General features: G+C 49.3%; 15 protein-coding genes. 9 read left to right on the top strand and 6 right to left on the bottom strand.

Features of this window, described 5'->3' with window-relative positions; translation table 11 throughout:
• The first annotated feature begins 131 nt into the window (after positions 1-131).
• Positions 132-1,427, top strand: coding sequence for a dicarboxylate/amino acid:cation symporter (locus tag AC53GJ_RS19310; protein WP_496730027.1), 1,296 nt, complete (start codon positions 132-134; stop codon positions 1,425-1,427).
• Positions 1,428-1,803: 376 nt separating this feature from the next.
• On the opposite strand, the gene AC53GJ_RS19305 is transcribed toward AC53GJ_RS19310, so the two are convergent.
• From AC53GJ_RS19305 to AC53GJ_RS19295, 3 genes are all read right to left on the bottom strand, one after another.
• Positions 1,804-3,369 carry an alkaline phosphatase D family protein gene (locus AC53GJ_RS19305; RefSeq protein WP_496730026.1) on the bottom strand — a complete coding sequence of 522 codons (1,566 nt, stop codon included), beginning with the start codon at positions 3,367-3,369 and terminating at the stop codon, positions 1,804-1,806.
• 423 nt (positions 3,370-3,792) lie between these two features.
• Entirely contained in the window at positions 3,793-4,764 is a 972-nt protein-coding gene (locus AC53GJ_RS19300; RefSeq protein WP_496730025.1) for a transposase, read from the bottom strand.
• A gap of 445 nt (positions 4,765-5,209) precedes the next feature.
• Positions 5,210-7,528 (bottom strand): S9 family peptidase, encoded by a 2,319-nt coding sequence (locus AC53GJ_RS19295; protein WP_496730024.1) that lies wholly within the window; start codon positions 7,526-7,528, stop codon positions 5,210-5,212.
• 317 nt (positions 7,529-7,845) lie between these two features.
• On the opposite strand from AC53GJ_RS19295, the gene AC53GJ_RS19290 reads away from it, so the two are divergent.
• The 5 genes from AC53GJ_RS19290 (at position 7,846) to AC53GJ_RS19270 (ending at position 16,213) form a co-directional block, all read left to right on the top strand.
• On the top strand, positions 7,846-8,835 hold the full coding sequence (locus AC53GJ_RS19290; protein ID WP_496730023.1) for an aldose epimerase family protein: 990 nt from the start codon (positions 7,846-7,848) through the stop codon (positions 8,833-8,835).
• Positions 8,836-9,366: 531 nt separating this feature from the next.
• Positions 9,367-12,174, top strand: a complete 2,808-nt coding sequence (locus tag AC53GJ_RS19285; protein WP_496730022.1) for a TonB-dependent receptor — start codon at positions 9,367-9,369, stop codon at positions 12,172-12,174.
• Between the two features lie 211 nt (positions 12,175-12,385).
• The gene (locus AC53GJ_RS19280; protein ID WP_496730021.1) at positions 12,386-13,912 is read left to right on the top strand and encodes a tryptophan halogenase family protein; all 1,527 of its coding nucleotides are present in this window, start codon (positions 12,386-12,388) and stop codon (positions 13,910-13,912) included.
• 2 nt (positions 13,913-13,914) lie between these two features.
• Positions 13,915-14,709, top strand: a complete 795-nt coding sequence (locus AC53GJ_RS19275) for a SapC family protein (RefSeq protein WP_496730020.1) — start codon at positions 13,915-13,917, stop codon at positions 14,707-14,709.
• Positions 14,710-14,755: 46 nt separating this feature from the next.
• Positions 14,756-16,213: an SLC5 family protein gene (locus AC53GJ_RS19270; RefSeq protein ID WP_496730019.1), complete on the top strand. Its 1,458-nt coding sequence runs from the start codon at positions 14,756-14,758 to the stop codon at positions 16,211-16,213.
• 165 nt (positions 16,214-16,378) lie between these two features.
• Here the strand turns inward: AC53GJ_RS19270 and AC53GJ_RS19265 are convergent, their stop codons facing one another.
• Positions 16,379-18,367: a beta-galactosidase gene (locus AC53GJ_RS19265; RefSeq protein ID WP_496730018.1), complete on the bottom strand. Its 1,989-nt coding sequence runs from the start codon at positions 18,365-18,367 to the stop codon at positions 16,379-16,381.
• Positions 18,368-18,681: 314 nt separating this feature from the next.
• Here AC53GJ_RS19265 and AC53GJ_RS19260 point away from each other — a divergent pair, with 314 nt between their 5' ends.
• Complete coding sequence (locus tag AC53GJ_RS19260; protein WP_496730017.1) at positions 18,682-20,814, top strand: alpha-galactosidase; 2,133 nt, start codon at positions 18,682-18,684, stop codon at positions 20,812-20,814.
• A gap of 45 nt (positions 20,815-20,859) precedes the next feature.
• Here AC53GJ_RS19260 and AC53GJ_RS19255 read toward each other — a convergent pair whose 3' ends face one another.
• The gene (locus AC53GJ_RS19255) at positions 20,860-21,561 is read right to left on the bottom strand and encodes a FadR/GntR family transcriptional regulator (protein WP_496730016.1); all 702 of its coding nucleotides are present in this window, start codon (positions 21,559-21,561) and stop codon (positions 20,860-20,862) included.
• A gap of 222 nt (positions 21,562-21,783) precedes the next feature.
• On the opposite strand from AC53GJ_RS19255, the gene AC53GJ_RS19250 reads away from it, so the two are divergent.
• Together AC53GJ_RS19250 and AC53GJ_RS19245 are read left to right on the top strand one after the other, a co-directional pair.
• Positions 21,784-22,539, top strand: coding sequence for an SDR family NAD(P)-dependent oxidoreductase (locus AC53GJ_RS19250; RefSeq protein ID WP_496730015.1), 756 nt, complete (start codon positions 21,784-21,786; stop codon positions 22,537-22,539).
• A 21-nt stretch (positions 22,540-22,560) separates the two neighbouring features.
• On the top strand, positions 22,561-23,502 hold the full coding sequence (locus AC53GJ_RS19245) for a 2-dehydro-3-deoxygalactonokinase (RefSeq protein WP_496730014.1): 942 nt from the start codon (positions 22,561-22,563) through the stop codon (positions 23,500-23,502).
• A gap of 77 nt (positions 23,503-23,579) precedes the next feature.
• On the opposite strand, the gene glpD is transcribed toward AC53GJ_RS19245, so the two are convergent.
• Entirely contained in the window at positions 23,580-25,118 is a 1,539-nt protein-coding gene (gene glpD, locus AC53GJ_RS19240) for a glycerol-3-phosphate dehydrogenase (protein ID WP_496730013.1), read from the bottom strand.
• Positions 25,119-25,306: the final 188 nt, after the last annotated feature.

Below are 25,306 nucleotides of genomic sequence, written 5' to 3'. Positions count from 1 at the left end.
TGAATGAACTGGGTTTAGGTGGCTTGTGCAGCTAGGTCCAGCTGTTTTGGCATATGTTAGTCCAACACTGAATTGTCAGGTTTAATTACGTTCCTATAATGGCAAGCCTGCAAAAGTCAGGTGAATGGGCAATGACAAAATTATTTAAACTTAGTTTATGGCAACAGGTGTTACTGGCATTAGCACTTGGCGTGCTGGCAGGTGTCTGGCTTGGCCAGGATGCAGTGGTTTTAAAACCGCTGGGGACGTTATTTTTAAATGCCATCAAAATGCTGGTGGTGCCATTAGTCTTTTTTGCCTTAGTGCAAGGCATTACTGCTTTGGGCTCCGGCAAAAAACTGGGCCGGCTGGCAGTTAAAACTGTCGGTTTATTCTTACTGACAGCGATGATTGCCAGTGGCTTGGGGCTGTTGGTCGGTAGCTTGTTTCAGTTTGAGGCCAATCCAGCCTTGGCGCAGGCGACCGTCACTGCCAAAGAAATTCCACCGGTGGCACAGGTACTGACAGATTTAATCCCGACTAATATTATCAGCGCTTTTGCTGCCGGTAATGTGCTGCAAATAATCGTTTTTGCAGTGTTATTCGCCATTGCCATCAATGCCGCCGCTGACAAAGCCGAACCTATTAAAAAAGTGATTCATGCTGGTGCTGAAGTGATGTTTGAACTGACCAGGCTGGTGTTAAAACTGACCCCAATAGGTGTGTTTGGTTTGATTGCCTGGGTGGTTGGGCAATATGGCTTGGCGACTTTGCTGCCGCTTGGAAAATTTATTCTGGCGATTTATCTGGGGTGTCTGCTGCATATGCTGCTGACTTACGGCACTTTGGTTAAATTATTCACCCGGATGTCGGTTTGGCAATTTTTCCGCACTATTTTTCCAATACAGCTGGTGGCGTTCAGCACCGCCAGTAGTTATGGCACCTTACCGGTCAGCTATAAAGTAGTGACTGAAGATTTAAAAGTGTCAAAGGAGTATGCCAGTTTTGTTTTACCACTAGGGTCAACCATCAATATGGATGGTTGTGGTGGTATTTATCCGGCGATTGCGGCGATTTTTATCGCAAACTTGTACGGTATTCCACTGCAATTGACGGATTATTTATTGATTGCCGGTACTGCAACAGTTGCATCCTTAGGCACGGCCGGTGTGCCGGGTACTGCGTTGGTGATGTTAACTGTGACATTAACTGTGGTGGGGTTGCCGTTGGAAGGGATCGCATTTATTGCAGCTATTGATCGGGTGGTTGATATGATCCGAACGACCACTAATGTGACTGGCGACGCAACTGTCGCACTGGTCGTGGCGACTCAGGAACACTTGTTAGTGAGTCACCCGCAGTCGATAGATGCCTCCGACATCGTAGCACTGCAAGCGCAAAGTGCTGAGAGTTGCGATATTAGCAACGGCAGATCTCAGCCAGCCTGAGTTGGCTGAAGTCCGGTTGGCGGCTTAGTGCAAAGAGGTGCTGCTGGCAGCAAAACAAACGGCCTATAGCTGACACTGACAGAAAAAACGCAGATTTTGTGATATAGCCACCATGCATAGCATCGTGGCCATTTTTTATGTCCATGGACGGACGGTACAGCCTTGCGGTCGGGAACAAGCAAGGCTGCATGTCCATGGACGGACGGTACAGCCTTGCGGTCGGGAACGGGCAAGGCTGCATGTCCATGGACGGACGGTACAGCCTTGCGGTCGGGAACGGGCAAGGCTGCATGTCCATGGACGGACGGTACAGCCTTGCGGTCGGGAACGGGCGTGACGATACGTCATTGGCCTGAAATGACCTGCACTCCTATAGTTAGATTTCTGGCTGTAGTTGATGTTGCCACAACAACTCACCTTGCCGGTTACGGTGGCTGACAGTAAGAACCTGACTGACCGGCTCAATATCCATTTGACCAAAAAACTGAAAACCGGCACTTGGTGGTGAATTCTGTGGCATATCCGCCGGAATGCCGACAAAACGCACCTCAGGACCAAAGGTATTGTCCAGTTTGCCGGGACCGAAAGTACCCGCATGTAAGGGGCCGCTGACAAACTCCCAGAATGGCTGGAAATCTTTAAAAACAGCACGTTCCGGCTGATAATAATGTGACGCCGCATAATGCACATCGGCAGTAATAAAATGCACATTGCGGATCTGCTGTTGCTGAAGAAACTGCAGTAAACGGCAAAACTCCAGTTCACGGCCGGCCGGTGCACCATCGCCATTAGCCATGTTTTCGGCAATCTCGCTGTCTTTATTGGTGACTCTGAGGCCAATAGGCATATCACTGGCAATAATTTTCCAGGTCGCAGTCGATGCTTTCAATGCCAGTTGCAGCCATTCGAGCTGAGCAGGCCCGAGAAAATCGGTTTCAGCCGATTCGGTGCTCTGGCGATTGAGTGAATTTGGCCCACGGTAGCTGCGTTTATCGATGATAAAGAGTTCCAACAGCGGACCATAGCTAAAATGGCGGTAAATTTGCCGGCTGTCATGTGGTTGTTGCCGGATCGGGTTGCATTGAAATAAAGCAGTCTTGGCACGTTCGGCCAATAACGAGACACTTTTTTCCTGATAGCGCTCATCTGCCAGTTGTTGACCCGGATACCAATTATTAATGACTTCATGATCGTCCCATTGCTGGTACACAGGCACTTGTTGATGAAAAGCCCGCACTTGGGGATCGAGGAAATTGTAATAATAACGACAACGGAAATCGGCCAGTTGTTGTGCAACCTGATTGATACTGCGGTATGGGGCCGGGATGAGGTTGTTCCAAGGCATTGTACTTTGTGGGTGTTTTGGCAAAATTGGGCCATCGGCATAAATCAGATCACCACAATGCACCATAAAGTCAGGTTGTTGCTGCAACATTGCGCGGTAGGTTTGCATGCCACCATGTGCCGGATCTATGCCATAACCTTGGCCGGCAGTATCACCTGACCAGCAAAACCGAATTGGGACTGCTGTTATTGGTGCTGTTTTAAACTGGCCTGTCTCACTGATCCCAAATAAGCCCGGCTGCTGTAGACTTTCAAAGATGACGCGATAAAACCAGCGTTTTCCTGGCGTTAAACCATAGAGTATGGTTTTGGCATTATAATCCTGTTCCGCCAATGCGCTATCGCCATCGAAACGTTGTGGCTTGCTAAAATCTGCGGTGAGACTCACTTCGACCCTCATCAACGCAGATTGATCCGTTTTACTCCAAATCACAGCGCCGTCAGCTGTGACATCTCCACTGCTGAAGCCAAGCGGAAAGTTCGGTGGATTAATGGTTGAGGAAGTGGTCTGGATTTGAGCCTGTAATAACGGGGCTGGTAGCAAAGCCGTTGGCAACAGTATTTTGCTACCTATTGCTAAAAAATTTCGTCTGTTCATCGACGTTCCGTTTACATTGTCACTTGGGGCACGCCAGGTCACAAAAATAATTACATGTGGAGCAGAGCAGTGGTGTGACCACGTTTTAGCCTGAAAAGACAACATCTGCAGTTCAACTTCAACTGAATCTTAATGGCACGATGTTGCAATTTGATGTAGCCCCACCATTAAGGCCACCCAATAAATGCCATTCATCACAAACTATATGAGGCCATCCACGATATGCAAAAATCATAAAAATGATGCTGTCTAATAGCAGATGTGTTTGAGGTTAAGCTTTTTGTTTCGAGCGAGAGTTAAATCCAGATGGGATTACATTGTTTTCTTTGTGAAAAAAACAAGATTAAATATAGCAGCACCTATATTTAGGTCATGGTTGTTTTTGGTCTGCTGATATATGTTTTACAGGCAAAGTTTACTTTGTTAGCCAAAGCATCGTCGGCACGCAACTTGGCCTTGAAACCAGTGTTGACCAAACGCCTGACACAATTGCTTAACCGCCTTGGAAGGTCCAATGGCAAAATGAAAAAGTTCTTCCAATTTTCTGCAATTATGTAGCCATTGATTGGGTGAAATACCTAAGTTAATGAGTGTGATTGGAATTTGTGGCTGAATACCTACGCTGGCTTCAGCATGGATTAACTGGCCAGTCCAGGTAAGAAGTTCAAGATAATCGGCAAAACGGTAGGGGATATGTTCTTGGCTGTATTCTGTATCGGTATCATCAGAAAAAGGCAGTAACTTGCCATGAAAGATACCTCGAACAGCGTTACCGAGCCGATTTTGGATACTGGTATAGTCTGAAGCTTGGGGGGATCCAACGATTTTTGCGCGCATCGGGTTCAGATCAACATACGCCATTACGCTGAGTAGCGCTTTTTCTCCCAGCAGTGCCTGACATTTAAAGCGTCCTTCCCAAAACCGGCCGGTGCATTCGTCTTCAGCATTGGCTAGCCTGGCAATGTGCTCATTCAGGCATCGCATAAACCAACTGATATCGCAGAGCCGGTCGCGATATTTTTCAATTATTGAATCAACAACTTGTCTTTCAGTCTCGCTATTGAGTTGCCCGGCGAGTTCACGTTCAACCAGTGCAGGTAAATGAAAAAGCATCTGCCAATGCTGCAAAACCTCTAGTTTGCTCCAGCATTTGGCCTTAACTGTATCGACCCGGACAACAAGATGATAGTGGTTGGTCATCAGGGCATAGGCGGCGATGTCAATAGCGAACATCTGCGTGAGCAGAGCCAAGCGCTCTGTCATCCATTCGCGGCGATGTTCGAAGTTGTAAGTATCTGTGATACCACATAAAAAGGCGCGTCGGACACAGCGACTGACCAAGTGGTAGTAACTTGTTTGGCTCAATGCAATTTGTTGTTTACGTGCTCTGGGCATGGTTGCCCTCCCGGTAAGTTCAATTGTTTTAATTTAGTTTATTTAAAGTTAATTTCAAGTTTATTTTAATTGAAGTTATCTGTCTATTGCGGTGTAAACGATGAAATGGGGAGCACTAATGATTCAATAGTCTTAGTCGCTTTGCTACTGATGAGTGGATGGCCTCAATTAGCGCTACTACTGATGAGTGGATGGCCTCAATTAGCGCACTACTGATGAGTGGATGGCCTCAATTAGCGCTACTACTGATGAGTGGATGGCCTCAATTAGCGCAATTAGCGCTACTGATGAGTGGATGGCTTCAATTAGCGCTATCAGCCTGCGTTGCGGTAATGAGGTAGTCGCAAAAGAGGGCAAGCATCGTGACAGAGTAAAATGGACTGCTGACATAGGTCTGGCCTGGTTGTTGACCGGTGTGCTGAGACACCGGTCAAGGCTGACTATGTTATTTTGTGGTTTGTAGATGCGTTTTGAAATAGCGAAGCATCGAGCTTTGCAGATGCAAAGTGGTTCCCTGGCCTTCGTACAAGCCGTGGCTGCGATTTGGATAAATCAGCATATCAAAAGCTTTGTTATGTTTAATCAGTTCGTTAATCAATCGCTCCGTGCCTTGGTAATGAACATTGTCATCGCCAGTTCCATGGATCAGCAGCAGTTTGCCTTGCAAATTTTTGGCATGGGTGAGCGGGGCACTTTGTGCATAGGCCTGTTCATTACCCACTAATAAACCACTGTATCTTTCCTGATAGATAGTGTCATACAGCCGAATATCGGCCACGGGCGCGCTCGCGATTCCAACGTGATATTGTTGTGGATAGCGGAATAACATATTTAAAGTGCTTGACCCCCCCCCGGAATGACCATAAATACCAACCCTCTGAGCATCAATAAATGGATACTTTTGTTGCATAGCTAACAATGCATCTGATTGATCTTTCGATGATGCCACACCGGCCAGCTTATAAATTGATTTACGCCAGTCTCTGCCTTTAGGTGCTCTGGTGCCGCGGTTATCGATAGAAGCTACGATAAAGCCTTGTTGTGCAAGTAATTGATGCCACAGCCCCTGACTGCCAGACCAACTATTACTCACGGTTTGCCCCCAAGCCTCCCCATAGACATAAAAAATGATTGGGTATTTTTTGTCAGCATCAAAATTGGTAGGTTTAATCAGCCAGCCGTCCAACACCAAGCCGTCTGAAGCCTTGACCTGGAAAAACTCCAGTGGGCTTAATTGCAATTGCTTGAGTTTTTCAGCAAGTTGTTCATTTTTAACCATCATTTTCTGTACACGATGATCTGGCAACGCAATCAGCGCGGTCTGCGGTGGGGTGGATTGATTTGAGAATCGGTGGATGGCCCATAAGCCGTCGGCTGAAATCTGGTAAGAGTGTTGACCGCGCATCGTGGATGGTGTGATTCTTTCAACCATTCCTGGCTGGCGCCAAGAGGTACGATACAACTCGGTTTCACCCTGATTGACCTGAGCTGCCAGGTAATAAACCCAGCCATTGGTTTTATCAACATGCACCACGGACGTCAGATCATAAGCGCCCGGGGTCAAATCCAACAGTTGCTTGCCATCTAACGATGCTAAGTACAGATGACGCCAGCCATCACGCTCACTGATCCAAAGGAAATTTTGTTGATTATCCAGCCATTCCACTTCATAAATTTGATCAAGAAACGCTTTGTCACTTTCCAGCATCAGTTGTCGGGTTTTACCACTATGAATATTCGCCAGCAGCACTTTGTTCTGCTGCTGTGGCCTATCAACCTGTTGGATCAATAATTCATTGCCTGCCGGCGTCCAGGCCAGTTGTGGCACATAATCATCTCGCTGCTTTGGACCTAAATCAATCCAGGTATTTTTCGCTGTGTTGACATTCACCACTGCAACATTGACCCATGCATTTTTCTCCCCAACTTTTGGATAAGGAAACTGTTGTAGCGTTGGATACAATGCGTCCGTGTTGTTAATCATGGTAAAAACTTTGGCATTGCTGGTATCAAATTGCCAATACGCCAGATGCTGACTATCAGGGCTCCAGCGAAAGCCGTCTGCCAGCATAAACTCTTCTTCGTAGACCCAGTCGGTAGCGCCATTGACCAAGCTGCTGTTGCCATCAAAGGTCAGTTGGCGGACTGCTTTAGCGCCGATTTTCTGCACATAGATGTTATTTTTATAAACATAAGCCAGTTGTTGGCTGTCTGGGGAGAACTTGGCAAACATCAGTTGTTTCGGGTCAATACTGCTGCCGCCAACCGCTTGTAAAGTACGACTAGTTAAATCAAAAATCCAATAGTCACCGCGGGTATTATTGCGCCAGACTTTGACGCTGTTGGTAAAAATCAGCAGTTTTTGTTGATCATCTGACCACTGATAATCCTCAATGCTTAGCGGCGTTTTGGCGCCCGCCGGGGTTAACTCGCTGGCAGTCACCAAAATGTCACGACTGCCGTCTTTTGCTTGATAACGCACAATATCATGACCACTGACTTTCGCTTTTTTATTTGATTTATCCGTGGTTTGTGCCGTTTTTTGTTTCGGATCTTCTAACACCGTATAGGCCTGCTGCTGTTTTAGCCAGCGGATTTGAGGTACAGGTGCAGTTTTGAACTCGTGTTGTTGGTAAATCCGTTCCAGTGACAAGCTACTTTTGGCTGGCTCTGGACTGGTTATTGCCGGCTGACTGGGGGTTGGTGAATTGCTACATGCTGCCAACAGACAGAATGCAGCACTCAGACTTAGGAGCTTATGCATTATTATTTTTTCCTTGGATAAAACTTGTCCCGATAAGCCTGGCGTGGCGTTCGGAGAGCGTAGTTAAAACGGCCATGCTCGCACAGCATGCCGGAGTCGTTCCACTCAGTGCTGTCGCAAATCCGCTGAGTGAAGTCGTACCCTAAAGCAGCCTGCACTGGCCGCAAAGGCAAAAGCGATGTAATGCCTTGGCGTAAAGACTAAATCTGTTCCCACCACAGCCATTGCTATCAACAGCAGACAGGTTCTGCCGGAGGATTGACAAATATGTCATTTTGTATGATTAATAGTATTAATTGTTAGCGGAGAGAAAAAAGATGATGACGGCGGCGGAAGATGTGCAACTGTTGCGATTGGATGATGGCGCTGGACTGAGGGTCGAGGTGCTGACACTGGGAGCTACCGTCGCTGGTATCAGCCTGAACGGTCAGCAATTGACCTTACAGCAGCCTGATTTAAGGCATTATTGGCAAAACATTGGTTATCTTGGTGCGACCGTCGGTCGTTATGCCAATCGAATTGCCAAAGGGCAGTTTCAGTTGGCAGGTAAAACCGTGCAGCTTGACTGTAATACGCCACCTCATCATTTACATGGTGGTCAATTTGGTTTGTCTGGCAAAGTCTGGCGGGTGTTAGCTGCAGATATGCAATCGGTAGAGATGTATTGTGAGTCTGCGGATGGCGAAGGCGGTTATCCGGGATTTTTGCAAATCTGGCAGACTCTCAGTGTACAGCAGGGTCAGCTAGTACTGACATTTCGAGCTATATCGGATCAGGACACCATCCTCAGTCTGACCAACCATTGTTATTTCAATCTCGATGGCAGTGCTGATATTACAGCGCATCTATTGTGGCTGGCCGCTGATCATTATTTGCCAATTGATGCGCTAGGGATCCCCACCGGTGAGATCAGGCCGGTGGCCAGTACTGCTTTTGACTTCAGTCAGCCAAGATTGCTGGCAGAGGCTCTGCAACAACAAGACCCTCAATTAATGCAGGCATCGGGTTTTGATCACTGTTTTGTTCGTGGCGATGATGTTGGGGCTGAGACTGAAAGTGAAGCTCGCTTGGTGGCTCGATTATTTGCCCCAGCCAGTGGCGTGCAATTAGAGGTCTTCAGCACATTACCAGGTTTGCAATTTTATAGCGGAAACTTTTTGACGGCACCTCATCAGCGACGTCAGGCCTTATGTCTTGAAGCACAGTATTGGCCAGATGCACCTAATCAGCCCGAGTTCCCTTCAGTGGTATTGACCAAAGGGCTGCAATATAAACAAGAAATAATTTATAAATTCAATAAGATATAGTTTTTCCTGTTGTCTGGGGCTGATGTTGGATTTCAGGACATCCACCCATCAAGACTGTGAGTCCGCACCTGTTTTAGTGGGTTTGTGTCAATGTTATAGCAACAGGATTTGGTGGCTGTCCTGAATTGAGGGGGCTGATTTTCAGTGTTGGATTTCAGGACATCCACCCATCAAGACTGTGAGTCCGCACCTGTTTTAGTGGGTTTGTGTCAATGTTATAGCAACAGGATTTGGTAGCTGTCCTGAATTGAGGGGGCTGATTTTCAGGACTGCAACCAATCGAGCAGGGCGCTAGTGCCGGTTTGTATGGATTTTGTGCCGATGTAATGGCAACTGGATTTGATGGCTGTCCTGAATTCTAGGTTGTCCAGTTTGACCTTTGCAGCGACAAAATGCTGCTTTTTTCAACATTGTTTGGCCTTTGCGCGGCTAAAAAGGTTGAACTTTAGTCATAATTGAAGTATTTATAAGATAAATAAGCTTAATAAAAAGCAATGGCAATAAAACAACAAAAGACAGGGGTGTTGTAAGATGACAAAAACAAAGAACGTAACTTCCGGCTGGTCTGAAGGTCAATCCTTCGCCAAACGTAGTGCACTGAGCCTGGCGGTCGCTGCTGTGCTGGCAACAGGCACTGCAGTGGCAGGGGATTTGCCTCAGCAAGTACAGACGGCGGCACAGCAAGCCGCAGAACCACAAATTGAAGTGATCGCGGTTCGTGGTATCCGCAGCAGCCTGAAATCTGCGATGGAAGGGAAAAAGAACTCTTCTATGGTGTCAGATGGTATCAACGCCGAAGATCTGGGTAAATTTCCGGATTTAAACGTGGCTGAATCGCTGCAGCGCATCACCGGTGTGTCGATTGATCGCAGTGGTGGTGAAGGCCAGGCGGTAACCATTCGTGGTTTTGGCCCGCAATTTAACACTGTATTGGTGAATGGTCGTCAGTTTGCCACTGAAAGTGCTGGTCGTGAGTTTAACTTCGATGTGCTGGCCGCTGACCAAATCACCGGTGCTGAAGTGTTTAAATCCACTTCTTCGAAACTGCAGGAAGGTGGTATCGGTGGTACTGTCAATGTCACCACAGCCCGGCCTTTTGATTTTGATGATTTACGGATTGTCGGTTCTGTCAAAGGCATGTACGAAAGTTTGTCCGAAGAAATTTCTCCGGCAGCATCTTTGTTAGTCAGCAACACCTTTAACGATGATACTTTTGGCGTGCTGCTGGCAGTCAGCCATCAGCAACGTAAGGTACAAATTAACCAAATCGCGACCGCTGGCTGGATGGGTGGCCAAACGGTGTCAAACGCCCGGGATGGCGTGTTGTTCAGTAATGCTTATATTCCGCGCAACTGGGATCAGATTATTGATCAGCAAGAGCGTGACCGCACCAATGCTAGTCTGGTCTTACAGTATGCACCATCCGAAGATGTCACCATCACCCTGGATGGCTTAGTCTCCAAGTTTGAAGTCGATTCACAAGTGACAGATTTAGCCTCCTGGTTTGAATCGGACCGGGTTGGCAGTGGCCAGATTGACCCGGCAACCGGCACTTTATTAAAGTTCACGCAGGAAATTGGCTTGCATCAGGGCAGTGGTAATCCAGCGACAGACTTCGTTTCCCACACCCGTAATTCCCGTGATATCAGTAATGATGCTTTTGGTTTGAACGTGGAATGGAAAATTAATGACAAGCTGACCGCTGAGTTTGACGCTTCAACCACTTCTGCGGAAAACGACCGTGCCGGCCGTGACCGTTTTAACGTGGTGGGGATGATCAACAACTATACCTTTGATGCCACAGGCGCTATTCCGACAGTCGCCCATGATGGTTTTGTCGGAGGTTCCTTGCCGGATGCGAATCGTGCCCGGATGCACGTCAATGAAAAAGGTAATCAGTTCAGTAATCTGGATGAAATTAATGAGTTCAAAGCCGACTTTGAATATCTGCCAGATCATACTGTATTTGAAAAAGCCAACTTTGGTATTTACCGGCAGGAACGGGAAAAATCCAGCTTCCAGAAATACGACTCGCCTTGTACTTTCTGTGGTTATGGTAAAGCTGCGCCGCTGGATGCGATTAACTTCCAGCCATTTACCGCCAAGAACTTCTTCCCAGGCCTTATCAATACGTTTTATTCGTATGATGGCGATCTGATGGTGAAATATCTGGCCGATAATGGTTTTGCCATTAACCCGACGCTGCGGAATAACCGTTACACCATCAACGAAGACATCACCAGTTTGTATATGGATTTTACCCTGCAATACGATCTGGCGGATATGCCACTGACTGTGAATATGGGCGCCCGTTATGCCAGTACTAATGTGGATGTGGCTGCAGTACAGAGTTTTGTCACTGACTTGATCCCAACCACAGACGCCACTTTATTCGCCAGTGTGTTTGGTCCGGCCACAGATATCACCCAAGGCACCAGCTACGCCAATCTGTTGCCAACGCTGAATATCAAACTCGGCATTGCCGATGACATGGTGTTGCGTTTTGCCAGTTACGATACGATCACGCGCCCGACCATGTCACAGATGTCGCCAGCCACCACCTTTAACGAACCACGCCGGCAAAACCTCAGTGCCAGCGGCGGTAACCCTGCGTTGAAGCCATTCCAGGCGCAAAACTGGGATCTGTCGTACGAATGGTATTACAACGATGCCAACCTGTTTAGTTTTGCCGTCTTTAACAAGGAAGTGGAAGATTTTATTATCACGCTGACTGGCAGTGAAACTTACAACATGACGGACAGAACCGGTCCTGCTTTTGGTTGTAGCCTGACCAATTCGGCCCTCTGCGCCAATCCGGTCGTGGGCACCACCAATGAACTGAATGGCAGTTCTGAAGTGTACACCGTCAGCCGGCCACAAAATGGTGAAACAGCCCGTATCACCGGTTATGAAGTGGCGTTAACCCACATGTTTGACAACGGTTTTGGCGTGACAGCCAATGCTACCGTGGTTGATAGCGACCTGAATGTCACAGCAGACAGCACCCAGAGTTTTGCGCTGGAAGGTTTAGGCGATTCACAAAACCTGGTGTTGTTCTATGAACAGGATGTCTGGCAGGCCCGGATTGCCTTTAATAACAGAGAAGGTTTCCTGCGTGCGCTGGATAACGGTTTTAACGGTGAGCCTATTAATACCAAGACCTTTGGTCAGTGGGATATCAGCGCCAGTTACGACTATAACGACTACCTGACTATCTTCATTGAAGGCATCAACATTACTGAAGAGGAACTGGTCCAAACCGGTCGTTTTGGTAATCAGATCTACTCGATTGAAGATAACGGTTCCCGTTATGCTGTCGGTGTGCGTGGTTCATTTTAAGCACTGAAACCAGTGGTGGTGCTGATCATCATCAGCGCCACCACTGGCAGGGTTGTACCGACAACCCTGATGGCAGCAACACTTAACGAGGTCAGGTATCTGCATGATTTGATTCAGATACGACATTCAGGTCGGTCGAAACCACCCTGTTGTCAGCATCGCTGAAGTGTTACCTTCTAGCAGCATATTTTTATTATACGTGAGCAGAACCATGACACAGGCAGTGAAAACAGTGGTCATTGTGGGCGGCGGTACTGCCGGCTGGTTAGCGGCGGCAGTCATTGCGGCACAGCATCAAAGTCAGCAGCCGGACGGGCTGCGGGTGATACTGGTTGAATCAGCCGATATTGCCAGTGTCGGCGTCGGCGAAGGGACCTGGCCGACGATGAAAAATACCTTGCAACAAATTGGTTTAAAAGAGCAGGATTTATTTAGTGCCTGTCATGCCGTGTTTAAACAAGGCGGCAAATTTGTTGACTGGGTGCATGGCAACGGCGATTTTTATTACCATCCTTTTACCTTACCGCTGGGTTACGGCCGGCTTGATTTAGCGCCTTATGTTGACGATATCAGTCAGTACGCCCAAAGCTGCAATTTTCAACAGCAGATTTGTGAAGCCGGACTGGCGCCCCGAACTTTGGCGGACAGCGAATACCAGGGCCAGTGTAATTATGCATATCATCTGGATGCCGGTGCTTTTGCCGATTTACTGAAACAACACTGCAAAACGAAGTTGGGCGTACAGCACCTTGTTGCCACAGTGCAACAGGTGATGCTGGCTGCCGATGGCAGTATTGCCGGGTTACAGCTCAGCGGACAAAGCTTGCCGCTGAGGGCAGACTTGTATGTTGATTGCACTGGTTTTGCATCCTTGTTATTGGGGCAGGCTTTGCAGGTACCGTTCCAACCTGTTGATCACCTTTTATTTAATGACAGTGCACTGGCGATGCAAGTGCCATATGCTACGCCAGATGCGCCTGTTGCATGTCATACCATTGCCACAGCGCAAAATGCTGGCTGGATTTGGGATATTGGTCTGACGCACCGCCGTGGTGTGGGTCATGTCTACGCCAGCCGGTTTCTCAGCGATGATGAAGCTGAGCACAATCTGCGACGTTATCTTGGACCGGCAGCTGAGGGGGTGAGTGCCCGCAAAATCAGTTATCAAAGTGGTTACCGGCAGAAATTCTGGCAGCATAACTGTGTGGCTATTGGCATGGCAGCCGGTTTTGTCGAGCCGCTGGAAGCTACCGCCATTATGCTGGTGGAAATCTCAGCCCGTTTTGTCGCTGACAACTTGCCGGCAGATCGCAGTTTGATGCCGCTGGTGGCGAAACGTTTTAATCAGCAAATGGACTATCGCTGGCAACGTATTTTAGATTTTCTGAAACTACATTATATGTTGACGCAAAGGCCAGAGCCTTATTGGCAAGCTCATCTGGATGTTGCCAGTTGGCCATCTTCTTTACAGGAAGATCTGGCGTTGTGGCGTCATCGCGGCCCGGTGATTGCAGACTTTCCGAGCGCTCTGGAGTTGTTCCCGGCCGCCAGTTATCAATATGTGTTGTATGGCATGGGCTTTAAACCGGATTTTTCCCCGCAGTCTTATTTGTACCAGCAACAGCAGCAAGCCAGCCAAATTCTGCGCCGTAATCAGCAACTGACGGCGCAACTGTTACAAAGTCTACCGCCACACCGCGCTTACATCGAGCAGTGGCTGGCCGGAACCCGAGGTTAAGCATGGACATCACCGAATTAAATCCAGCCACAGTGCAACAGCTGATCGTGCCTGCGACTGCGGCTGGCAGTTATGCTGCCCGGCAACATTTATTGAATCTGCGGGCGCATGAAATAGGTCGGGTTCTTTGTGATCTGCCGGTTTTTTTCAGCCGAGCCAGCAATGGACAGTATCTGGTGTCAGCTTTGTGCAGTTTTGTGCCAGGTCAGAATTTATGGGTGCAACAGGCGCAGTGGCAAGCGCTCTATCTGCCGATGTGTTTGCAGACTTATCCGTTATTTTCGCTCGGCGGCCCGGCAGTGGCTGAACAACGTTTAGGCGTTGATTTAACAGCATTGTGTGCTGCGCCACAGACCTTCGATACAGCAGCAGCGACAGACCCGGCTGTGCCTTTAGGCGATGCTTTATTTGACGGCAACGGCCAACCTACCTTGTATCTGAGCCGGCAACGCGCGCTGCTCGGCGCGGATGTACAGCAGGATTTTCTGACTTACCAATTTTGCCGCACTTTAGTGCAGTGGCAGTTACTCAAAGCTGTGGATTTGGTGTTGCAGATGCAGGACGGCAGCCTGCAAACCATTCAGGGTCTGGCTACTGTCGATGAAGACAAGCTGCAAAGTCTGAGCCTGGAGCAACTTAGCCAATTACAGCAACAAGGTTATCTGGCGTTATTACATGGCATCTTGATGTCGATTTATCAGTTAAATGGCTTGATCCGCCGGCATAACCAGCGGCCTGAGTTGCCTGGCGTGAAAAGCGTCCGGTTGGAGCTTAGCCGGTCTGTTATTGCCGCCTGAGGTTTCAGCAGCATTTTTGTAAATTTTTTTAGAGGTTATTTTTGCTATGTCCGATAATCAGCTCCAGTTTATTGTATTTACCCTGGTGACCGCCCTCATCGGTTGGTTAACCTATCTGAAATGCCGCGGTCAGAATCGGCAACAACAGAACCAGAACAAAGAGTATTTTTTGGCCGGCGGTGGCCTGAGCTGGATTTTTGTCGCAGGGTCGATCACCTTGACCAATTTAAGTACCGATCAACTGGTTGGGATGAATGGTAACCAGATGGCATTATTGGTCTGGTGGGAGTTAGCCGCTGTGTTAGGGCTGATTATTCTGGCCAAAGTGTTTATTCCGGTGTACTACCGTTATAACTGCACCACCACCACTGAATTGCTGGAAAAACGTTATCACAACAAACATATCCGTGCTGTGATTGGTGGGTTATTTTTCCTCGGCAACGCCCTGATTTATATGCCGGCGGTGATTTACTCCGGTGCCTTATTGATGCAAACCATGTTCAAAGTGGATATCCCTTTGATGTATATCGCCACCATTTTTGCTCTGGTTGGCGCTGTCTATGCCTTTTTTGGTGGCTTGCGGGCTGTCGCGGTTTCTGACACTTACAATGGCGTGCTAGTACTGGGCATGGCGGTATTGGTGGTGATCCTGGCGCTGGTGGCGATTAATTTTGATTTCTCCGGCATCCCGGCCGAACGGCTGACGCTGATTGGCGATGAAAATTCACCCTTGCCATGGCCAACGCTGCTGACCGGGATGATTTTTATTCAGATGTATTATTGGGGCACCAATCAGACGATCACTCAGCGGGCGATGGCGGCACCCAGTGTGAAAGAAGCGCAAAAAGGCGTGTATGCGGCGGCGATTATTCGTATTGTGGTGGTGCCGGCTATTGTGGTGGTGCCAGGTATAGTGTCTTACAAGTTATATGGCGACATTGGGGATAGTGCTTATGGCCGCATCGTGGGCGACCTGATGCCAGGCTGGCTCAGTGGTATTTTTGCCGCGGCGATGGCGGCGGCCGTATTGTCGACCTATAACAGTCTGCTCAATTCGGCGACTGCTTTGTATGTCTGTGATATTCACGAGGCTTATGTAAAGAAAAATCCGGATGTGATTAAACTCAGTGGTTTTGTCACTGTGGCGCTGACGTTGTTGACGCTGATCCTGGTGCCGGTCTATCAACAAGCAGACAGTATTATTAATTTGCTGCAGCAACTGAATGGTCTGCTTAGCATGCCGATCCTGTCGATTTTTATTGTCGGTTTATTGTTTAAAAATGTTGATGCCCGTGCTGCTATTGCGGCTGTGTTGTTTGGCGTCTTGCTGTATGGTTCGCTGACCTTCAGTTTTTCTCCTTTCTATTCCAGTTGGCATTATATCCATCTGATGCCAGTGACCTTGTTCAGCTGTGTTGCCTTTGCCTTATTGTTGAATAAGTTCGCTTTCGGTAAACAGACGGCCTGGTCAGGCCGGTTAGAGCCACTACCAGAAAGTCGCTGAGCCGCTTCGCTAAGCAGTTCTGAGACAGCCATAAAGCAGGTCTGAGCAAGCCATCAACCAAAAAGCCGCAGTCAAAATCTGCGGCTTTTTTATGGGTACGGCCTGGCGGTAGGGACAGGCTGGCTGGTACAGGCTAGCTGATACAGGCTACCTGTCAGGGCTCAATCAGCCATTGGTTGTGGCGAGTTGCAGGACGGCCACATCAAATGGCGCGAGCTGGCTGCAACCGATCAGGAAGCTGGCACCTGCCGGCGCATCGAAACTATGGCTGCCACTGCCATAGTTAAAGACAAATTGCAGCGCGCCACGTTGCACCACACGCAGGTCGTCGTTGAGACGCAACAGCGGGATTTGTTGTGCAGTGGCGAGCTTGGCAAAAAGCTCCAGCAGGAAGGACTGACAGGTTAAGGTCGCGACATAACAGCAATTGCCATGTTGCACCACCGCCGGACTTTGATCATGGTAACGCGCCAGTACTGTCACATCAGCCGGCACTGCCAACTCTTCGCGCCAACTGGTACTTTGATACTGGGCTGACGCAGCGCTGGCATCGGTAAAGTGCAGGCTTTCGTAACAATCCGGTCTGATGGTTTCAGTACTCAGCACTTTAACCGGCACTAATTGCTGCAACAAACCTGGACCTAGTTGTGGCACCAGTGACAATTCAGCCGTTTTTGCGCCTGAACGCGGACCAAACACCAACAGGGCCTGACTCGCTTTACAGCGATCAACAAAAGCCTGGCTGACGATTGGCAAACAAGGCGCCACCACCAATTGATAACCCGTTAACTCACTGTCCGGCGAGATAAAATCAACGGCCAAGCCTAACTGGCGCAGTGCGCTGTACCAGCTGAACTCAACTCTGTGCTGATTAAAACTGTCACCCTGACGTTCAATTTCAGTGACCCACTGATTTTCTGTGGTCATGACGATGGCAACTTTAGCCTGCACTTGTTGTGTTGTTAAATCAGATACTAAGGCTAATTCGTCGCGAACTTTGGCTATTTCGGCATAAGCGCTGGCAGGGGAGTTATCGTTACGTTTAATGCCGGCATGCATTTGTTCCTGGGCAAAAGGTACCTGACGCCAACGGAAGTAACAGACAGTATCAGCACCATGCGCAAAGGCTTGCCAGGTCCAAAGCCGAACCATACCCGCTTCTGGTCTGGGGTTATGCCGTGCCCAGTTCACCGGGCCAGGTTGTTGCTCCATCACCCAAAAACCACTTTGACTGATACCACGGCTCTGGTCAAAAGCATAACTGGAAAAATCCGGATGGCCGGTGCGCATAAAACGTTTAAATTCGTTGGCTGGCGCATTGGCAAAAAACAGATCGGTGCGGCCAAGCGGATAGTTGTCATAACTGACAAAATCAAGATTTTTCGCCAGCGCGAAGTTGTCCGTCTGCGTATCGTGCATCGGAATAAAGTTGTGGGTGATAAACTGACCTGGCGCATATTGGCGCAAAATCGCGATCATTTCATCGTGAAATTTGACCACTTGATCCGAGCTGAAACGCCGGTAAGCCAGCTGATGCGATGGACTGGTTTCAGTGACAGCCAGGATGGGTAATTCGATTTGGCTGAAATTCTGATATTCCATCGACCAGAACACATTGCCCCAGGCGGTGTTTAGGCGGTCGATATCGCCATAAGTCTGTTGGCACCAGTGTTGGAACGCTGTTCTGGCATTGGCGGAACCACTGTGGGTGGTATCATGACAGGCGATTTCATTGTCGGTCTGCCAGCCACAAATTGCTGGATGTAGACCATAACGCTGCGCCAGCACTGTCGAGATCCGCATCGCTTCCCGGCGATAGTTTTCACTGGAAAAATCATAATGCCGGCGTGAGCCAAAACCACGGCTGTGACCGGTTTTAATATCAACCGGCAGAATATCCGGATATAAATCAATCAACCACTTGGGTGGTGTGGCTGTCGGGGTACACATGATCACCTGTAAACCCGCGTCGGCCAGTGTCTGAATGGCACGGTCCAGCCAGTCAAAATGAAAAACACCAGGGGCAGATTCTAGCCGCGACCAGGCAAACTCGCCGATCCGCACATATTTCAGGCCAAGTTCAGCCATTTCTTTGGCATCAGTCGCCCACATCGCTTCCGGCCAATGCTCCGGGTAATAACATACACCTAACATGTTTTGCTCCTTGTTGCCGCCAACAACCTGCTGAACGGCGATGAATGACGCTCCAGCCAGACCAGCTGGACGCAACGTTAATTTGTATGATATATACTATTATTATTTGTGGTGACTGTCTAATCCTATGCCTGTTTACTAACCACTGTTTTCGCAACACCTTGAGTTGCAGTTGAGAAACAGGACTACAGTTGAGAAACAGGACAGCCATCAATTATTGCTGAAAGGTGGCTGTCCTGAATTGGGTTTTAAAAGGTGGCTGTCCTGAAATTTCTGAAATTTAGATACGGCGGTTGCCGTGGAGATGTTGCTGCATGACGAGTCCTGAAGCTTTTATTAGTTTACATAGTGCTAAGTTAACTTTGATCCTAGATTGCCGGCAGCGGACGCCGGCGCTGTTGTATTTTGGTGTCCGCTTGTCTGCACAGACGCAAGGCGAAATGTTGTCAATCTTGGCCAGCCGGCAGGAAGCAAAATGTTCGCCGGTGTTGGAAGCACCAGTGTCATTGTCGCCGCTCAATGCCGAAGGTTTTACCGGTGCGCCGGGTCTGGAACTATCTGATCAGCAGTTGGCCTGGTCGGTCGGGCCACAGCTGACCGAGGTGCGCCGGTTATCTGAGCACAGTGTCGAACTTGTGAGTCTTGATAGCCTGCGTGGCATTGAACTGACGCATCATTTGACGCTGGACCCGGCCACTGATGTGCTCGCAGCCTGGACTGCAGTGCGTAACCTGTCGGCACATCAGATGCAAGTGCATTGGTGTGCTGCACCGACGCTGCAATTACCGGATCACCTGACCCGGTTAACCAGTTTTGAAGGACGTTGGTCGAATGAATTCCAGCGTCGTGATATTGATTTATTTCTAGGCAGTTTTTTGCGTGAAAACCGCAAAGGCAAAACCTCCCATGATAATTTCCCGGCGCTGTTGCTGCACAGTCCGCACACTGGCGAGCAGCAGGGTGAGTGTTATGGTTTTCATTTAGGCTGGTCCGGCAATCACCGCACCCGGCTGGAATTACTGGCCGATGGCCGCAGTTACCTGCAGATGGGTGAACTATTGTTACCTGGCGAGCTGGCTTTGCAGCCGGGGCAAGGTTACCAGAGTCCAACTTTATATGCCTCTTATGCAGCAGATGGCTTTAGTGCCTTGTCGCGTAATTTCCACCGTTTTGTCCGGCAACAGCTATTAAGCAAGGCGCAACGGCAAAAACCACGGCCTGTGCATTACAACACCTGGGAAGGCATCTATTTTAACCATGATGTAGCAACCTTAAAGCAACTGGCTGAGGTAGTGGCAGAACTTGGGGTCGAACGTTTTGTGCTGGACGACGGCTGGTTTAAAGGCCGGCGTGGCGATTATGCCGGGCTGGGGGACTGGACTGTCGATCACAGTATTTATCCTGAAGGACTGACGCCGCTGATCAGTCATGTCAATGCGCTGGGGATGGAATTTGGCCTCTGGTTTGAACCGGAAATGGTCAATCCCGACAGTGATCTGTATCGGGCGCATCCGGATTGGGTGCTCAGTACCGCCAATAATCAGCAACTGCGCTTTCGCAATCAACTGGTGCTGGATCTGAGCCGGCCTGAAGTCAGTCAGTATTTGTTTGCTGCCATTGATGCGATTTTGCGGCAGTACCCGCAGATTGCTTATATCAAATGGGATATCAACCGTGATCTGAATCATCCGGGCAACGGTATCGGTCAGCCGGCAGTGCACCAGCAAACACTGGCCTGGTATGCGCTGGTGGATAAACTCAAAGCAGCACATCCCGGCCTGGAAATTGAAAGTTGTTCCTCTGGCGGTGCCAGAGTTGACTATGGTGCGCTGGCCCATACCGACCGCGTCTGGACCTCGGATTCCAACGATGCCTTAGACAGATTGCAAATTCAGCGTGGTTGTTCGTTCTTTTTCCCATCGGATGTGATGGGAGCACATGTCGGGCCACGAGATTGCCATATTACCGGCCGTCGGATCAGCCTGGAAATGCGCGCAGCGGTCGCCATGTTCGGTCATATGGGCATTGAAATGGATCCGCGCGAATTAACCACGGCTGAAAGCCAGGCCCTGAAAGCCGCCATTGCTTTGCATAAGTCGCAGCGTGAATTTATCCACAATGCCGACTTGTACCGGTTAGATCCGGATGGTTATAGCCTCAATTTTGGTTTGGTGGCGCCTGAAAAGCACAAAGCCCTGTTTGCTTATAACAGTGTGACGGAAACTGCCCGGACTATGCCGCCCAGATATCGTTTTGTTGGCTTATTGCCGCAGCAGTCCTATCGCATCAGCCTGCTGTGGCCGTTGCAACTGAAAGAATATTCAGCCTCAGTGCTGAGTAAAATTGAAGGCGCAGTGATGACAGGCGAAGCCCTGATGCAGTTTGGTTTGCAAATGCCAATCACCCATCCACAAACTGCACTGGTGTTTGAACTGCAGGCTGTCTAAGCCAGCGCATCCGAAATAGCCGTCAGCGCTTAAGCTGATGGCCATTTATTCCAGTTTAGATTCAATCAGTTCCAGTGCTTCGTCCAGAATGGTTTCGACCGCTTTTTTCGCCCGTTCCGGATTGCGTGATTTAATGGTGTGCAGAATGTCAGCGTGTTTTTGCACGTCTGCGCCAGGTACCCCTTTGATCCTATTGGTGTAGCGAATACTGACCCGCAGAGCCGTACTAATAAATTCAGTGAGTTGCAGAAAAAATCTGTTATTGCTGGCCGCCAGAATACTAGTGTGAAAGGCGATATCGGCTTCCAGTGGGTCATCCAGTCCTTGTTCAGCTTCGACCATCCGTGCCAGGGCTTTTTCAATGGCTTCCAATTGTTGATAAGTGGCTGTCACTGAAGCCAGCGCGGCGGCTTGGGGTTCCAGCGCTACCCGCACCTGGGTAAATTCTTTCAGCAATGCCAGCGAAGGTTTGCTGCTGAGGATCCACTTTAATACATCCGTATCAAACATATTCCAGCTGCTTTCTGGTAATACCCGGATGCCTTGTTTGGGCCTTGATGAAATAAGCCCTTTGGCCGATAACATTTTTACTGCTTCGCGGGTTGAGCTGCGACTGACATCATATTCAATACAAAGATCTGCTTCTGAAGGTAAACCTGTGCCAACTGGATAAACCCCCTGCACTATGGCTAAACCCAAATCATGCGTCAGTTGATGGGTTAAATTCTGTCTTGGTTCAGTCTTCATCTGCAGCTATCCCTGAATTTTCGTTAACATAATATATCATATTAAAATACCTGCAGATATGATATAACTTTTTCTGACTGTTGGCTTTTTGGCCATTATTTTTATTGTTATTGTAGTCAATTTATTATTTTTAAAACATATTTTTTATTTTCATCGTTGTTGTATTTTCGGCTCCTTTGTACAGGCACAATGATTAAATCAGATAAAACCGGAGACATTCAGGTGACTGCAGCCACGTTCTATCCCAGCCTGAAACAGAAAGTTGTGTTTATTACCGGCGGCGCTACTGGTATTGGTGCTGCCATGGTGCGTAGTTTTGCCGCCCAACAGGCCAAAGTGGCTTTTATTGATATTGATACTGCTGCGGCCGAAGCGTTGCAAGCGCAATGTGCTGAACCTCTATGGTTCCGGGCTGTGGATGTGACTAAACCGGCGTTATTGCAGCAGGCCTTACAGGATGCAGCGGCGGCTCTGGGCGGGCTGGATGTGCTGATTAATAATGTTGCTAATGACAGACGCCAGCCCAGTCCTGAGGTGTCAGTGAGTGATTGGCAACAATGTATGCAGGTGAATCTGGACCCGGCCTTTTTTGCCGCTCAGACCGCTTTTTTGCTGATGCGTGCGCAGCAGCAAGGTTGCATCATCAATTTTAGTTCTATTAATGCGTTGTCTGGTCAGCCGGAAATGGCCGGTTATGTCACCGCCAAAGCCGGCTTGATTGGTTTGACCAAAGCGCTGGCCAAAGACTTTGGTGCCGATGGCATCAGAGTCAATGCGATTTTACCAGGTTGGGTTGCGACTGAACGTCAACTGGCCAGTTGGTTCACGCCGGACGAGCAGGAAAAATGGCTGGCAGCGGCTGCATTAAAACAATTTATCAAGCCGCAGGATGTGGCTAATCTGGCACTGTTTCTGGCGTCCGACCAAAGTGCGTTGATCACAGGTCAGGCTATTTGTATTGACGGCGGGAGAGTTTGATTGCGGCAGCAGGAGCCGGTTTTGTGCTGTTATATTGCGGTCGATTGGGGCACCAGTCATCTGCGGGCTTATTGTTGTCAACTCAGTCGCAGTGGTGAAGTGACAGTGCTGGGCAGTCTGACCGGGCCTGGCGTGAAAAAAGTCCAGACTGATTTTAAATCGACTTTACTGACGTTGATTAGTCCCTGGCTGACGCAATATGGTCCGTTACCCGTCTATCTGGCTGGCCAGATTGGTTCCAGTATTGGCTGGCTGGAAACGGCTTATCTGGCCTGCCCAATCCGGCCAGAACAAATTCTGCAACATCCGCAGCCGCTCGCTTGCGATCATTATCAAATCAGCATCATGCCGGGTTTAAGTTGCCGTTTACCCGGTCAGCAATTTGATGCCATGCGCGGTGAAGAGCTGCAAATTCTTGGTTTATGCCAGATGTATCCTGAATATGAGCAAGGCGAGCATTTGTTATGTTTACCCGGCACTCATACCAAATGGGTGCTGCTCAGAGATGGCGTGATTGAATATTTCAAAACAGCGCTGACCGGTGAATTGTTTGATTTATTGTGCCATCAGAGCGTGTTGTTGCCCAAACTGCCGCAGACGGAGCCGTTTTGCTGGCATAGTTTTTCTCTTGGCGCTGCCTACAGTCTGCACCAGCAGCAGCCCGATTTATTGCATACCTTGTTTAGTGTGCGTTCCCGCCAGTTATTTGCCGGAGACTCGGCCACTGAAGGCCGGGCTTATTTATCCGGGCTGTTGATTGGCAGTGATATCAAAGCGGCCATGCAGGCATTAGAGTGGCAATTTCCGCCGGAAGTGGTGCTGATTGGCAATCCGATGTTGCGGCAGTGTTTTAGCCAGGCGCTGACCAGCATGGCGATTGATACTGTGTCGATTGATGTCACCGCCGCGACTTTGGCCGGTTTTGCCCGAGTCGCGCTGGCGCAACAACTGATGCCGGATTAACGCCGCATTGGGAGCATCAAAACCGGATCCTTGGCAATAAAAGTGAGTGCAACTGCCTGCACCCTGCCAGCGATAGCCTAAGCCAATTGCCGCGCTGGAGGTTGTTGTTGTTGCGTTGTTGCTTGCAGATATTGCTGCAGTCTTTGCTGCTGAGCCACCTCCAGTTGTAAACCCAGTTTGCTGCGCCGCCACAGAATATCCTCGGCCTGCAATGCCCATTCATACTGACACAGATAATCCACTTCGGCCTGGTATAAGCCTGCGCCAAAATGTTCACCTAAATCAGCCACACTTTGTGCCCTTAACAGCAATAAATGGCTGCGACTGCCGTAACTGCGCAGATATCTTTGCCGGATGGCCAGCGGCAGCCAGGGATACTGTAATTGCAGTTGTTGCGCCAGGCTTTGGCTGTTGGCAAAATCACCACCAGGCAGAGGTGTGTCGGCAGTCCAGCGTGCGGTCATCGCCGGAAAAAACGGCGCCAACCGGTCGACGGCAGCTTCAGCCAGTTTGCGGTAAGTGGTAATTTTGCCACCAAACACCGATAACAAAGGCAGCTGTTGTTCCACAGCACTGAGCTCCAGTTTGTAGTCGCGGGTAACGGCCTGTGCATTGACAGACTCATCATCTAATAGCGGCCTGACACCGGAAAAACTATGGACGATGTCGCTGCGGCTAAGCTGGCGTTTGAAATAACTGTTACTGATCTGCAGTAAATAATCAATTTCAGCCGGGCTGATGGCAACAGCTGCCGGATCACCTTCATATTCGACATCTGTGGTGCCAATTAATGAGAAGTGCTGCTCATAAGGAATGACAAACACAATCCGCTGATCCTGATTTTGCAGCATGTAGGCATGGGGCTGATCGTGCAGCTTGGGCACCACAATATGACTGCCTTTCACCAGCCGGATCTGTTGTGGGCTTTTTTCCGTCAGGGCGTCACTGAATAACTGGGCCACCCAGGGGCCGCCCGCATTCACGATGGCTTTGGCCTTCAGCATGATGACGGGTGGCGTCACTTGTCCGGCCAGGGCTTGGGGTTGCAGCGTGACCAGCCAGTGGTCCTGCATCCGGCGGGCGGCAACACAACGGGTCCGGGTCAGAATACGGGCAGCATGCTGATGGGCAGCTATGGCGTTCAGCACTACCAGTCTGGCATCATCAACCCAGCCATCGGCATATTCAAAACCGCGGCTGATTTGCCCTTGTAACGGACTGTCAGCACCAAACTTGATACCGCGCGAGGCCGGTAAGGTTAACCGTTTCGCCAGGTTGTCGTATAAAAACAACCCCAACCGGATGAGCCAGGCCGGTCTTAAATGCGGTTGATGCGGCAACCGGAATAACAGTGGCCACATAATGTGTGGCGCATTTTTTAACAGCACTTCCCGCTCTGCCAGCGCTTCCCGCACCAGACGGAATTCATAATGTTCCAGATAACGTAAACCACCGTGGATCAGTTTACTGCTATTGGATGAAGTGGCTGCTGCCAGATCCTGCTGCTCACATAACCAGACGGCTAAGCCCCGACCCGCGGCATCGGCAGCAATACCGGTGCCATTGATGCCACCCCCGATCACCAGCAGATCAATTTCTGCTTCTGTCGCGCTCATCTGTCCCACCTTAATTATCATACAAATAATATATATCTCATGATAATGGCTAGATCAGGCAAAAAACAAGCGGCAATTGGTCTGAACAGTGAGTTTTTTCTCACACTTATCAGCCCATTACGCCCAGCCAACATCGACCCAGCAGCCTTGTCAACTGCTGGGGGACGATTTTGGTTGGCAGCTGGATG

The sequence above is a fragment of the Rheinheimera sp. B2H12 genome (assembly GCF_059620065.1).
This window is presented reverse-complemented; position numbering and strand designations above follow the sequence as displayed.

Bases quoted from the DNA above. Each gene is read 5' to 3' on its own strand.
- AC53GJ_RS19255 (WP_496730016.1), bottom strand. From the start codon at position 21,561: ATGAAGACTGAACCAAGACAGAATTTAACCCATCAACTGACGCATGAT.
- AC53GJ_RS19265 (WP_496730018.1), bottom strand. From the start codon at position 18,367: ATGTTAGGTGTATGTTATTACCCGGAGCATTGGCCGGAAGCGATGTGG.
- AC53GJ_RS19310 (WP_496730027.1), top strand. From the start codon at position 132: ATGACAAAATTATTTAAACTTAGTTTATGGCAACAGGTGTTACTGGCA.
- AC53GJ_RS19275 (WP_496730020.1), top strand. From the start codon at position 13,915: ATGGACATCACCGAATTAAATCCAGCCACAGTGCAACAGCTGATCGTG.
- AC53GJ_RS19285 (WP_496730022.1), top strand. From the start codon at position 9,367: ATGACAAAAACAAAGAACGTAACTTCCGGCTGGTCTGAAGGTCAATCC.
- glpD (WP_496730013.1), bottom strand. From the start codon at position 25,118: ATGAGCGCGACAGAAGCAGAAATTGATCTGCTGGTGATCGGGGGTGGC.
- AC53GJ_RS19280 (WP_496730021.1), top strand. From the start codon at position 12,386: ATGACACAGGCAGTGAAAACAGTGGTCATTGTGGGCGGCGGTACTGCC.
- AC53GJ_RS19290 (WP_496730023.1), top strand. From the start codon at position 7,846: ATGATGACGGCGGCGGAAGATGTGCAACTGTTGCGATTGGATGATGGC.
- AC53GJ_RS19305 (WP_496730026.1), bottom strand. From the start codon at position 3,369: ATGAACAGACGAAATTTTTTAGCAATAGGTAGCAAAATACTGTTGCCA.
- AC53GJ_RS19270 (WP_496730019.1), top strand. From the start codon at position 14,756: ATGTCCGATAATCAGCTCCAGTTTATTGTATTTACCCTGGTGACCGCC.
- AC53GJ_RS19260 (WP_496730017.1), top strand. From the start codon at position 18,682: ATGACGAGTCCTGAAGCTTTTATTAGTTTACATAGTGCTAAGTTAACT.
- AC53GJ_RS19300 (WP_496730025.1), bottom strand. From the start codon at position 4,764: ATGCCCAGAGCACGTAAACAACAAATTGCATTGAGCCAAACAAGTTAC.
- AC53GJ_RS19295 (WP_496730024.1), bottom strand. From the start codon at position 7,528: ATGCATAAGCTCCTAAGTCTGAGTGCTGCATTCTGTCTGTTGGCAGCA.